Here is a 12,592-nt window from a genome sequence, read left to right as displayed (position 1 = left end):
GCGGAATCGCCGCCACCTTTTTGTTTATAGATTCGAGCCGGTTCGGAGAGGGAACGGACTGACGGCGCCGCGGCAGTGAGGACAAAGATGAACGCTATTACCGTAGAGCGCAAAACCGCTTTTCGCGGCTTCGCCCTGACGGCGGCCCTGCTTTCGGGTCTGGTGCTTGCAGCATGCCAGACGACCCCGACAGGTGAGTTCAATTCGATCGACAAGGCGCAAGCGTCGAGCGAGAACATCTCGTCGCTGTCGGCAGTCATCCAGCGCAATCCGCAGGATCCCGAGGGCTATAACGTGCGGGGCTCGGCCTATGGCCGCGGCGGCCAGTACCAAGCGGCGCTCAAGGACTTCAACCAGGCCATCCAGCTCAATCCGAACTTCTACCAGGCTTATTCGAACCGCGCGCTGATCCAGCGCTTCCTCGGCAATCAGCAAGCAGCTTTGGCCGACTACAACCGTGCGATCCAGATCAACGCCAACTACGACGCCGCCTATATCGGCCGTGGCAATCTCTACCGCAAGGCGGGCCGCACCCAGGATGCCTTCAACGACTTCCAGAAGGCGATCCAGCTCGACACCACCGATGCCCGCGCCTATCACAATCGCGGCCTGATCTATCAAAGCCAGGGTCAGCACAAATTCGCCATCGAGGATTTCTCGACCGCGATCTCGCTGGCGCCGGACGCCGCCGAGCCCTACAACGGCCGCGGCCTCTCCTATCTGGCGACGGGCGATGAGGACAACGCCTTCGCCGACTTCAACATGGCCATCAAGCTCGACGGCAAGAACGCCGAGGCCTGGGCCAACCAGGCGCTCATCTACGAGCGGCGCGGCGACAAGGGAAGGGCGGCCAAGTCCTATCGCGAAGCTGTCCACCTCGACCCCAACTACCAGCCGGCCAAGGACGGCCTTTCGCGCACCGGCGGCAACGCCAGCTGATCGGAAGCTGACGTCCACAGCTGTTTTGCACGACGCACCGTTGTCACCGGCGGCCATAGTGTTGCGCCGCGGGGACGCCGCTAGCGATCCGTTAACCGCCCAAGGCAAGGCGTTAACCTTCGTCATGTTCGCGCCAAGTTTTCCGCGGAACGCTCGACGCACCTCGATCGTTTAGGCCGGGGCCAAGATTTTCGCGAAAGGACGTTTCCAATGATCAAAACACTTGCCTGTGTCGCTGCCGCGCTTGCCGCCACGGTCCTCTCATCTCCGGTAAGCGCCGGCACGCTCCGGCTCGGTACGCTCGATTGCACCATCGACGGCGGCGTCGGCTACGTCATCACGTCGAACAAGGGCGTGTCCTGCGTCTTCCGCCCCTCCCATCACGGCCCGGCCGAGATTTATACCGGGATGATCTCCAAGCTCGGCGTCGACGTCGGCAAGACGCATCAGGGCCAGCTCGTCTGGGCGGTGCTTGCCGCCACCCGCAGCCATGATGCGGGCGATCTCGCCGGCAGCTACTACGGCGTCAACGCCGAGGCGAGCGTAGTCACCGGCGGCGGCGCCAACGTCCTGGTCGGCGGCTTGGACAGCGCCTTCATGCTGGAGCCGCTCAGCGTGCAGGCGCAGACCGGCCTCAACCTGGCCGTCACCGTGGCGTCGCTGGATCTCGTCCATTCCTATAAGTGAGCCTTCGGCTTTTCAAACTCACTCCAAAGCACTCGGCCCGGAACATCTGTTCCGGGCCGAGTGCTTTGGAAAGCCGGATTCCTTCGGCGCCAATGGTGGCTCCCCGAAATTCGCGAAAAAGCCTGTTGAGCTCAACTGCGCTTTAGGTTCTACAAGCCCTGCCGAACTGGATCTTGCCCCTCATTCGCAACGCGGATGAGGTGCGCAGAACAAGCAGGAGATCGGCGTGAAGGCAGCGAGCGGCAACACGGTGGCCAGCAACAGGATGGATTGGCGGGCGCTGTGGGCAAGCGGCGACCTGGCGCGCTTCTGCTTCGTCAGCCTCGGTATCCTGCTGCATGCCACCAACGAAACGGTGGCAACGGTGATGCCGGCCATGGTCGGCGAACTGGCGGGCGTGCAGCTGGTCGGCTGGTCGCTGGCGATTTATGAGCTCGGCGCGATCGTCGCCGGCGCCGCGGCCGGCCGGCTGGTCAGTTATGTCGCCCTGCGCTCCAACATGATGGTCGCGGCCCTGCTCTATGCGATCGGCGCGCTGATCTGCGCCACGGCGCCTTCCATGCCGTTGTTCCTCATCGGACGTCTGGTCGAAGGGCTTGGCGGCGGCGCGCTCGTTTCGCTGGCCTTCGTCTCAGTCGAGCGCCTGTTTCCACGCAACATCTGGCCGCAGCTCTTCGGCATCATGTCCGCGGTCTGGGGCGTCGCAGCCTTCAGCGGCCCCATGCTGGGCGCTCTCATGACCGAGTTCCTGTCGTGGCGTTGGCTTTCGGCGTCTTCACCTTGGGCGGCGCGGCGATGGCGCTGGCAAGCTTCATCGTGCTCGACACGCCCGAGGCGAGGAAGCCGCAGGCGAGCGGCGGCAAGGCACCGCCTTTCCCCTATCCCGCGCTTGCCTGTCTCGCCCTCAGCGTCGTGCTGATCGCCGCCGCCGGCATCGATATCGCCCTGGTGCGCTCGTCGCTGCTCCTCTTCCTCGGCCTGATCGGCCTGGCGCTTTTCTTCCGCGTGGATGCGCTTAGACCGCAATCCCGGCTCTTCCCATCGCCTCTGTTTTCATGGCGTTCGCCGCTCGGCAGCGGCATGAGCATGGTTGCGGCTTTCTCCGTGGCGACCTGCACCTTCACGATTTACGGGCCGCTGCTTCTGACCACGCTGCACGGCATTCCGATCCTGACCACCGGCTACATCATCGCCGCAGAATCGATCGCCTGGTCGGTCCTGTCGATCCTCATCGCCAATGCGCCGCTGGAGCGCGAGAGGCTGATCATCGTCGCCGGCGCCCTGATGATCGCCTCCGGCCTTGCCGGCTTCGCCTACACAATCCCGGCGGGCTCGATCCCGCTGATCCTGCTCTGCGCCCTTTTGCAGGGCGGCGGCTTCGGCGTTTGCTGGCCCTTCCTCACGCGCGTCATCGTCGCCTCGGCCCGCGATGGCGAGCAGACGATCGCCTCGGCCGCGGTGCCGACCATGCAGCGCATCGGCTATGCCGTGGGCGCGGCGCTTGCCGGCATCGTCGCAAACGCCAGCGGCTTCTCGGAAGGCCTGAACCGTGAAGCGGCCGCAAGCGTCGCCGGCTGGCTGTTTCTGGCCTTCGTGCCCCTCGGCGTGTTCGGCTGCCTGGCGGCGCTGAGGATATTCTCAGCGGCAAACCGGCCGCGATTGGCAGCGGGTTGACGGGATGTCAAGGCGGCCGAGGCGCCGGCTTGCCGCTCGGGTCAGACCTCGACAGTCTGCTGCTGCAGCCGCTCCGCAATCAGCGCGGCGAGCCGCGCCGCCACCTCATCCTTGCCCATTTCCGGCCATTCCTCGACGCCGGTCCTGGAGACGATGCGCACCTTGTTGCGGTCGCCGCCCATCACGCCGGACGGACCGATGCCGCTTTCATGCGAAACGTCATTGGCGACGATGAAGTCGGCGCCCTTCTTCTTCAGCTTGGCCTCGGCATTGGCGATCAGATCCTGCGTCTCGGCGGCGAAGCCAACGACCAGGCCCGGTCGCTGTGCGTGGTGGCCGATGCCGGCCAGGATGTCCGGGTTCTCAACCATCTGCAGCGAAGGCGGCCCTTTGCCCGCCACCTTCTTGATCTTCTCGCCGGCGGCGTTTTCCGTGCGCCAGTCGGCGACGGCGGCAACGAACACGCCGGCATCCGCCGGCAGCAGGCTCTCGACCGCTTGCTTCATCTGCGCGGCCGTTTCGACGTGAATGGTCGCGACACCGGCCGGATCGGCGATGGTGACCGGGCCGGAGACAAGCCTGACATCAGCGCCAAGCTTCGCAAGCGCGGCCGCGATGGCATGGCCCTGCTTGCCGGAAGACCGGTTGGCGATGTAGCGCACCGGGTCGATCGGCTCATGCGTCGGCCCGGAGGTGACGATGATCCTGCGGCCGGCAAGCGGCTTCGGCTTCTCGTCGAGCATGGCCTCAATCGCAGCGACGATCTCAAGCGGTTCGGCCATGCGGCCCTCGCCCGCTTCGTTACTCTCTGCCATTTCGCCCTTGCCGGGACCGACAAAGATAATGCCGTCCTTCAGCAAAGTCGCCCGATTGCGCCGGGTTGCCGGATGCGCCCACATTTTCGGGTTCATCGCCGGCGCCATCAGCACCTTCTTGTCGGTGGCCAGAAGCACGGTCGAAGCAAGGTCGTTGGCGTGGCCGCTGGCGAGCTTCGCCATCAGGTCGGCGGTGGCCGGCGCGACAACCAGCAGATCGGCCTCGCGCGACAGCCTGATATGGCCGACATCGTGCTCGTCCTTGCGGTCGAACAGCTCGGTGAAGACATGGTCGGCCGAAAGCGCGCCGACCGACAGCGTGGTGACGAATTCCTGCGCCGCCGACGTCATCACCACCCGCACCGAAGCGCCCCGCTCGCGCAACCGCCGGATCAGGTCGAGCGTCTTGTAGGCGGCAATGCCGCCGCCGATGATGAGCAGGACGCGCTTGCCGGAGAGCGAGCCCCTCGGAACTGGCCTGCCGGTAGTGGCAACAATCGGCGTCGCCTGTTCCTTGGAGTCCGCCAGCGCGCGCAGCGTCTTCTCGATCTGACCGATACGGTCGGCCTGCCCTGCCCGGCCTTCGACTGCGGCGCGTATCATCGCCCGCGCCTGCTCCTCCATCGAGCGGCCATTTTCGGCCGCGAGTTGCCGGAGCAGGTCCTTGACCTCGTCATCCAGATTGCGAATCGTGATGCTGGCCATGTGATTGCACTCGCTTCAGCTAGTGCTTGCAATGATAGCAGTGCAATCAATCGGTGACAAGCCGCATGGCGGTCAGAGCAATTTCCAGGTGATGTAGATCAGCGTCAGCGCAATCACCCACAGCGCAACGCGACCGGAGCGGGTGTGGCGCGCTTCGGCCCTGCCTATCGCGCTCGCGGTCGCTTCGTCGAAGCGCAGGCCGTTTTCCGCCATCAAATCGATCTCACGCGACAGCCGCTCGGTGCGGGCCACAAGATCCGGCGCCTGCCTTGCCAGCGACACAAAGGCTCTGCCCGCGTCGCGCACGTCGGTGAGCATGCCGCGCGGGCCGAGATTGCCCGCAATCCAGTCGCTGACCACAGGCTCGGATGTCTTCCACATGTTGAAGGCCGGATCGAGCGTGCGGGCGACGCCTTCGACCACCACCATGGTCTTCTGCAAAAGCACCAGCTCGGTCCGCGTCGCCATATCGAACAGCTCGGTGACTTCGAACAGCAGCGTCAGCAACTTCGCCATCGAAATGGTCTCGGCCGACTGGCCGTGGATCGGCTCACCAATGGCGCGGATCGCCTGAGCGAAGGCCGAGACATTGTGCTGGCGCGGCACATAGCCCGCCTCGAAATGCACCTCGGCGACGCGCTGATAGTCGCGCACGATGAAGCCGTAGAGGATCTCGGCGAGGAAGCGCCGCTCCTTCTTGCCGAGCCGGCCTGCAATGCCGAGATCGACGGCGACGATGGTGCCGTTGGCCTCGACGAACAGGTTGCCCGGATGCATGTCAGCATGGAAGAAGCCGTCGCGCAACGTGTGCCTGAGGAACGACTGGACCACATTGGCCGCAATCGCCCTGAGGTCGTGGCCGGCAGCGGCGAGGCCGGCCAGATCGTTCATCTTGATGCCGTCGATCCACTCCATGGTGAGGACATCGCGGCCGGTCCGCTCCCAGTCGACCGCTGGCACGCGAAAACCCGGATCGTCCTTGGTGTTCTCGCCGAGTTCCGAAAGCGCGGCCGCCTCGAGCCTCAGATCCATCTCGATTCTGGTGGTCTGCGCCAGCGTTTCGGTCACCTCGACCGGGCGCAGGCGGCGCGACGCGGGGATGTATTTCTCCTGCAGGCGGGCGGCAAGGAAGTAGCTTTCGAGATCCTGAAAGAAGCGGCGCCGCACGCCGGGCCGGATGACCTTCACCGCCACGCGCGAAGGGCTACCCTCGCGCACGACTTCGGCGCAGTGCACCTGCGCGATCGAAGCCGCCGCCACCGGCTCGCCGAAGCCGGCATAGAGGTCGTCTATCCTGCGTCCGAGCGAGGCTTCGATTGCATGAACCGCCTCCACCCTCGGAAAAGTGTGCATCTTGTCCTGCAGCAATGCGAGATCCAGCGCCATGTCGTTGCCGACGACATCGGGCCGCGTCGCCAGGAACTGGCCGAGCTTGACGTAGGAGGGTCCGAGCCGCACCACCGCCCGCGCCAGCCTGTCGCCGCGCTGATAGCTCAACGCCCGGCGGCGGGTGAAAAGCCGCGCCACGCGCCAGCCGAATTTCGGCATGCCTGAGAGCTCTTCGCCCGGCAACGCCGCGACGACGCCCTCGCGGACCAGCACCCAGCCGGCCCGGGCGAGCCTGAAGGCGGCAGCGACGCTGCTCATAGCGCTGCCTGCCTCAAAGGGGCCTGTTTCAAAGCGGCCTGCTGCAAAGGGCTGCGCCTCAAAGCTTCCAGCCAGAATGAAGGGCGGCGATGCCGCCCGAATAGTTGCGGAAGGTGACGCGGTCGAAGCCGGCGCGGGTGATCATCGCTGCGAAATTCTGCTGGTTGGGGAACTTACGGATGGATTCGACCAGATAAGAGTAGGGCTCATCGTCGCCTGTCACCGCCTTGCCGATTCTGGGGATCGCGTTGAACGACCAGGCCTCATAGGTCTTGTCGAGCAGCGGCATGTCGACCTCGGAGAACTCCAGGCACAGAAACCGTCCGCCGCGCTTCAGCACGCGATAGGCTTCGGCAAGCGCGACCTCGATGCGCGGCACGTTGCGGATGCCGAACGCGATCGTATAGGCGTCGAAGCTATCATCCTCGAACGGCAGCGCCTCGGCATTGGCCTCGACGAAATCGGTGTTTGCGGCAAGCCCCAGCTTCTCGGCGCGGTCGCGGCCGACGGTCAGCATCGAGCCATTGATGTCGAGCACCGTGGCATGGGCCTGGCGCTGGCTGGCCTCGACGATGCGGAAGGCGATATCGCCGGTGCCGCCGGCGACATCGAGCACTTTCCAGCCCGGCCGCTTCGGCGGATTGAGCCAGGCGACCATCGCGTCCTTCCACAGCCGATGCAACCCGGCCGACATCAGATCGTTCATCAGGTCGTATCGATTGGCCACCTTATGGAAGACGTCGTTGACCAGGGGCTGCTTCTCGCCTGCCCCGATCTTTCTGAAACCATAGGAGGTTTCCATGCCGCCCGCGGCCGTGGTTCTCTCAACTGACATTATTTTGATCCGCCATAAAATCGGCGGGACCATAGCCGATCGATGGTGCCGACGCTATTGTCCAAGGCGCGGTTTTCGGCCGCGCTTTCAAAACCCTGCCGGGAAAGGTCTTACATGATTTTCCGGCCAGCACCTGTGCGAGAGCAGCATACCGGACGGGATGACCGCATGATTTTGAAGGCCGAGCTGCACTGCCACATCGAAGGGGCGGCAGCGCCCGAGCTTGTCCTCAGCCAGGCCCGCAAATACGGCAAGGATCCTTCGCCCTATATCCAGGACGGCTCCTTCGTCTGGCACGATTTCACCTCGTTTCTCGCGGCTTACGATTTCGCTTCCGACCTGTTCCGCAGTGAAGAGGATTATGCGCGCCTTGCCGACTATTATCTGACCAGCCTCGCCCGCGATGGCGCCATCTATTCCGAGGTTTTCACCTCGCCGGATCATGCCAAAAAGGCCGGGCTGTCGCCAAAAGCCTATACGGATGCGCTGGGCGAAGGCATGGCCCGCGCGAGAGCCAAGACCGGCATCGAGGGACGCATGATCGTCACCGGCGTGCGCCATGTCGGCGTCGAGGCGATCGAGCAGGCGGCGCGCTTCGCGGCGCGCTGCGGTCATCCGCTGGTGACCGGTTTCGGCGTCGCCGGCGACGAGCGCATCGGCGATTTCGAAGATTATGTGCGCGCCTTCGAGATCGCGCGCGAAGCGGGCCTCGGCATCACCATCCATGCCGGCGAGCTGATGGGCTGGGAAAGTGTGGCGGCGGCTCTCGACCACATCCGCCCGTCCCGCATCGGCCATGGCGTTCGCGCCATCGAGAACCCCGACCTTGTCCGCCGCATAGCCGACCAGGGCGTGGTGCTGGAATGCTGCCCAGGCTCCAACATCGCGCTGAAAGTCTTCGACAGCTTCGCCGACCACCCCTTTCCGGCGCTGCGCGCCGCCGGCTGCAAGGTGACGCTCAACTCCGACGACCCGCCCTATTTCTGGACTTCGCTGAAGCGCGAATACGATATCGCCGCCGAGCATTTCCGCATGGACGACAAGGCGCTCACCGGCATCACTCGGACGGCCATCGAGGCGGCCTTCGTGGATAAGAAGACCAAGGCGATGCTGCTAGGCCGGTTAGACGTGAAGGTGCGGTGAGTGAGTAGGGGAGTAGTCGGTAGTCAGTAGTTATGCATTTGGCCGAGCGCGCATAGATCGGTTGAAGGCCGGAGCTTTCCCCGAGGCAAGGACTCGCAAATCGGCTCACTATTCACTACTCACTACTGACTACTACCCCGAACCAGTCGGAGCACATCATGCAGGGCGTCACCGTCGTCGACCACCCCCTTGTCCAGCACAAGTTGAGCATCATGCGCAAGAAGGAGACCTCGACGGCCGGTTTCCGGCGGCTGCTGCGTGAGATTTCGCTTCTGCTCGGCTACGAGGTGACCCGCAATCTCGAGCTGACCACGACCATGATCGAGACCCCGATCGAGGAGATGGAGGCGCCGACGCTGGAAGGCAAGAAGCTGGTCTTCGCCTCGGTGCTGCGCGCCGGCAACGGCCTGCTCGAGGGCCTGCTCGACCTAGTGCCGGCCGCCCGCGTCGCCCATATCGGCCTCTACCGCGACCACGAGACGCTGGAAGCGGTCGAATATTTCTTCAAGGCGCCGAGCGACCTTGCCGACCGTCTGGTGATCGTCGTCGATCCGATGCTGGCAACCGCCAATTCGGCGATCGCCGCGATCGACAAGCTGAAGGGACGCGGCGCCACCAACATCCGCTTCCTCTGCCTTCTGGCCGCGCCGGAAGGCATCGAGCGCTTCACCAAGGCGCATCCGGACGTGCCGATCTTCACCGCCTCGATCGACCGGCAGCTGAACGACAAGGGCTACATCATGCCCGGCCTCGGCGATGCCGGCGACCGCATGTACGGGACAAAGTGAGCGCCCTTCTTAACTGGCCGTTTACGCAAGCTTGCGGTTCCCGCACGCGTTAAAGTCGTACACACCATGCCGGGCTTAAGGATGCTGCCTTCGGGAGCAATTCCAGGAAAGTGTGAAGCGGTTTTCCGTTCGGAATTGCCCCGAAACAAAGGGATAGAGCGGTTCAACGTTTCCTTGAAACGATGAAACGCTCCAGGGGGCATCCATGCTGCGCAAGCTTCTTATCCTCGGCATCTTTGCCGGAACCTCGGCTTCGATTCCGATCGTCTATCAGGCTAACCCGCATCTGGTGGACGGCCTGCTGAAGTCGACCGTCGCCTCGCAGCCGGCAGCACCGGAAGCTCAGCCGCAGGTCAATCTCGCTTCGGTCCCGGACAAACCGCCGACGCCGATGCCGCTCGGCCGCCAGGTGCTGGTCAACGCCGATGGGCGCGGCCACTTCACGTCGCAGTTCAAGCTCAACGGCCGCCAGATCGACGGCTTGATCGACACCGGCGCGACGCTGGTCGCCATCAACGCCTCGACCGCGCGCAGGATCGGCATCTCGCTCAACCCGTCCGACTTCAATCGCCAGGTGAACACCGCCAACGGGGTGATTAAAGCCGCCGTGGTGACGGTCGAGCGCCTGCAGATCGGCAAGATCTCCGTCGACGGCGTCCAGGCGATGGTACTCGACGACAAAGCGTTGCAGACCAACCTGATCGGCATGAGCTTCCTGCAGCGGTTGCAGAAATACCAGGTCCAGAACGGCGCGCTGCTGCTCGTCCAGTAAGTCCGATCAGCGCGGCAGTATCCGCCTGAGCACGGTCTTTTCGGCGGGCGGTTTGGAACCGCCGATCGTATAAGCCGCCCGCACGGCCGCCGCCGCCGCCTCGGCTTCCGCATTGGTGCGGGCATGCACCAGCGCCAGCGCCTCGCCCGGGCGCAGCTCGGCGCCGACCGGCAACAGCCGGGTCAGACCGACGGCATGATCGATTTTGTCGTCCGGATGGGAGCGCCCGCCGCCGAGCGTGACGACGGCAAGCCCGATGTCCCGCGTGGCGATGCCGGTCACGAACCCTTCCTGTTCCGCTTTGACGGCCAGTTCGACCGGCGCCGTCGGCAGATAATTCTCCGGCTTCTCGATGAAATCGCCGGGACCGCCAAGCGCGGAAACCATCCGCGCGAACACGGCTGCGGCACGGCCGCCGGCGAGCGCTTCGGTGGCGCGCCTGGTACCGTCCTGGTAGGACGAGACGAGGCCCGCCGCCTGCAGCATCTCGGCGGCGAGAGCCAGCGTCACCTCCTCCAGCCGGCGGTCGCGATAGCGGCCGGTGAGAAAATCGACGGCATTCTTCACCTCGACCGCATTGCCGGCGGCCGAGGCCAGCGGCTCGTTCATACCCGTTACCAGCGCCGAGGCGCTCAGGCCGGCGCCATTGGCCACCTCGACCAGGCTGTTCGCCAGGGCGGCCGCGTCGCGCGACTTTTCCATGAAGGCGCCGTTGCCGACCTTGACGTCGAGCACCAGCGAGCCCAAGCCCGCGGCCAGCTTCTTCGACAGGATCGAGGCGGTGATCAGCGGGACCGATTCGACCGTGCCGGTGACGTCGCGGATCGCGTAGAGCCGGCGGTCGGCCGGCGCGAGATTGGCAGTCTGGCCGATGATGGCGCAACCGGTCTCGAGCACCGTCTTGCGAAAAAGCGCCACGTCCGGCTGGCTGGCATAGCCGGGGATGGCATCCATCTTGTCCAGCGTGCCGCCGGTGTGGCCGAGGCCGCGGCCCGAGATCATCGGCACATAAGCGCCGCAGGCGGCGACGATCGGCGCCAGCATCAGCGAGACATTGTCGCCGACGCCGCCGGTCGAATGCTTGTCGGTGACCGGGCCCGGCAGGTCGGACCAGTCGAGCACGTCGCCGGAATCGCGCATGGCGATCGTCAGCGCGACGGCTTCCTCACGGCTCATGCCGTTGAGGAAAACCGCCATCGCAAAAGCGCCGACCTGGCCCTCGGAGATGGTGCCGGCCGTCAGCCCGGCAATGAAGGCTGCGATCTCGTCGGCCGAGAGTTTGTGGCCGTTGCGTTTGCGACGGATGATCTCCTGCGGAAGCATCAGTCGGGCAAGCCGTCCTGGAAGACGCGCCGCAGGATCGTCGCCAGCCGCGCGCCGCCGACCGGCGCCATGTCCTTGGTTTCCTGGTGTGAGAGTTCCGCTCCCGTCATGCCGGCCGCCAGGTTGGTGACGACCGAGCAGGCGGCGACCTTGAGCCCGAGGAAGCGGGCGAGGATGACCTCCGGCACGGTAGACATGCCGACGGCGTTGGCCCCCATGACGCGCGCCATGCGGATCTCGGCCGGCGTTTCGAAGCATGGTCCCGAGAACCACATATAGACGCCTTGATGCAGCGCGGTTCCCGTTGCCTTCGCCGCTTTCTCGATCGCCTTGCGCAGGCCCGCATCATAGGCCTCCGTGAGGCCGACGAAGCGGCGGTCGCTCGGCTCGCCGATCAGCGGGTTGGAGCCGGAGAAATTGATGTGGTCAGTGATCAGCATCACCGAGCCCGGTCCCATTTCTGGGTCCACCGAGCCGGCGGCATTGGTGAGGATGAGGTGCGAGATGCCGATGCCGGCAAGCACCTCAAGCGCCGGACGCATCGCGCCCGCGTTGCCATGCTCGTAATAATGCGCCCGGCCGGACAACATTAGCACCGGCGTGCCGGCGAAATGCCCGGCCACCACCTCGCCGGCATGGCCGGAGACACCGCTGCGCGGGAATCCCGGCAATTCGGCATAGGAAATGCGCCTGGCATCCTTGACCTGATCGACCAGCCCCCCGAGGCCCGAGCCCAGCACGAGCGCCACTGTGGGCGCCAGCCCGTCCAGCTTCTCGACCAGATGATCCAGCGCTTCCTTCATTTCAGCCCCGCTCTTCATTTCAATATGTCGCCCCTGAAGCCGTAGGGCAGCATGTCGCCCATGGTCACCGTCTCGGCCACGCCGCTATTGTCGCACAGATAGAGCTTCGTCTCCGGCCGGCAGAATTCCGCCAGCCGCTGCCGGCAGCCGCCGCAGGGCGAGCATTTGGCCATGCGTTCGGCGATCACCGCGATCTCGATGATCTTGCCGCCGCCGCCCATGATGTAGTGGCCAAGCGCCGTCGTCTCCGCGCACCAGCCTTCCGGATAGGACGCCACCTCGATGTTGGCGCCGGTGAAGACGCGCCCGTCCTCCGTGCGCAGCGCTGCGCCCACCGGGAACTTCGAATAGGGCGCATAGGCCTTGGCCATCGCCGTCTTCGCCGCCTCGAACAGATCATGCGACATCCGGTTCTTCTCTCCCACGATCTTGTTCAAATGCCGGTCGCCGCTGGACGAAAT

Annotated in this window: 11 protein-coding genes and 1 pseudogene; 6 read left to right on the top strand and 6 right to left on the bottom strand. The window is 64.9% G+C overall.

The window, feature by feature from the left end:
• The first annotated feature begins 87 nt into the window (after positions 1-87).
• The 3 genes and pseudogenes from LB553_RS13780 to LB553_RS13770 all read left to right on the top strand — a co-directional run bounded on the left by LB553_RS13780 (position 88) and on the right by LB553_RS13770 (position 3,300).
• Positions 88-939, top strand: coding sequence for a tetratricopeptide repeat protein (locus tag LB553_RS13780; protein ID WP_224513956.1), 852 nt, complete (start codon positions 88-90; stop codon positions 937-939).
• A 210-nt stretch (positions 940-1,149) separates the two neighbouring features.
• Positions 1,150-1,626 carry a DUF992 domain-containing protein gene (locus LB553_RS13775; protein WP_224513954.1) on the top strand — a complete coding sequence of 159 codons (477 nt, stop codon included), beginning with the start codon at positions 1,150-1,152 and terminating at the stop codon, positions 1,624-1,626.
• A 265-nt stretch (positions 1,627-1,891) separates the two neighbouring features.
• Positions 1,892-3,300: pseudogene (locus LB553_RS13770) on the top strand (MFS transporter).
• A gap of 41 nt (positions 3,301-3,341) precedes the next feature.
• On the opposite strand, the gene coaBC reads toward LB553_RS13770, so the two are convergent.
• The 3 genes from coaBC to ubiE form a co-directional block, all read right to left on the bottom strand.
• The gene (gene coaBC / locus LB553_RS13765; protein WP_224513952.1) at positions 3,342-4,820 is read right to left on the bottom strand and encodes a bifunctional phosphopantothenoylcysteine decarboxylase/phosphopantothenate--cysteine ligase CoaBC; all 1,479 of its coding nucleotides are present in this window, start codon (positions 4,818-4,820) and stop codon (positions 3,342-3,344) included.
• Between the two features lie 72 nt (positions 4,821-4,892).
• Positions 4,893-6,467, bottom strand: a complete 1,575-nt coding sequence (gene ubiB, locus LB553_RS13760; RefSeq protein ID WP_224513950.1) for a 2-polyprenylphenol 6-hydroxylase — start codon at positions 6,465-6,467, stop codon at positions 4,893-4,895.
• A gap of 58 nt (positions 6,468-6,525) precedes the next feature.
• Positions 6,526-7,302 (bottom strand): bifunctional demethylmenaquinone methyltransferase/2-methoxy-6-polyprenyl-1,4-benzoquinol methylase UbiE, encoded by a 777-nt coding sequence (gene ubiE, locus LB553_RS13755; RefSeq protein WP_224513948.1) that lies wholly within the window; start codon positions 7,300-7,302, stop codon positions 6,526-6,528.
• A gap of 168 nt (positions 7,303-7,470) precedes the next feature.
• Between ubiE and LB553_RS13750 the strand changes: the two genes are divergently transcribed.
• From LB553_RS13750 to LB553_RS13740, 3 genes are all read left to right on the top strand, one after another.
• Positions 7,471-8,445 (top strand): adenosine deaminase, encoded by a 975-nt coding sequence (locus LB553_RS13750; protein WP_224513945.1) that lies wholly within the window; start codon positions 7,471-7,473, stop codon positions 8,443-8,445.
• 158 nt (positions 8,446-8,603) lie between these two features.
• Entirely contained in the window at positions 8,604-9,233 is a 630-nt protein-coding gene (upp, locus tag LB553_RS13745; protein WP_224513943.1) for a uracil phosphoribosyltransferase, read from the top strand.
• 205 nt (positions 9,234-9,438) lie between these two features.
• Positions 9,439-10,005: a TIGR02281 family clan AA aspartic protease gene (locus LB553_RS13740; protein WP_224513941.1), complete on the top strand. Its 567-nt coding sequence runs from the start codon at positions 9,439-9,441 to the stop codon at positions 10,003-10,005.
• A 6-nt stretch (positions 10,006-10,011) separates the two neighbouring features.
• On the opposite strand, the gene deoA is transcribed toward LB553_RS13740, so the two are convergent.
• The 3 genes from deoA to cdd are packed head-to-tail and all read right to left on the bottom strand — an operon-like array spanning position 10,012 to position 12,538.
• Positions 10,012-11,328 carry a thymidine phosphorylase gene (gene deoA / locus LB553_RS13735; protein ID WP_224513939.1) on the bottom strand — a complete coding sequence of 439 codons (1,317 nt, stop codon included), beginning with the start codon at positions 11,326-11,328 and terminating at the stop codon, positions 10,012-10,014.
• Positions 11,328-12,149 (bottom strand): purine-nucleoside phosphorylase, encoded by an 822-nt coding sequence (locus LB553_RS13730; protein ID WP_263484051.1) that lies wholly within the window; start codon positions 12,147-12,149, stop codon positions 11,328-11,330. The genes deoA and LB553_RS13730 overlap by 1 nt, the downstream gene beginning before the upstream one ends.
• A complete protein-coding gene (gene cdd / locus LB553_RS13725; protein ID WP_224514043.1) occupies positions 12,146-12,538 on the bottom strand; it encodes a cytidine deaminase in 393 nt (130 codons plus the stop codon). The genes LB553_RS13730 and cdd overlap by 4 nt, the downstream gene beginning before the upstream one ends.
• Positions 12,539-12,592 lie beyond the last annotated feature (54 nt).

Origin of the sequence: Mesorhizobium sp. CA8, from assembly GCF_020164955.1 — a bacterium.
Classification (GTDB): Bacteria; Pseudomonadota; Alphaproteobacteria; order Rhizobiales; family Rhizobiaceae; genus Mesorhizobium.
Note: the sequence above shows the minus strand (reverse complement) of the source record. Positions and strands in the feature narration are given on the sequence as shown.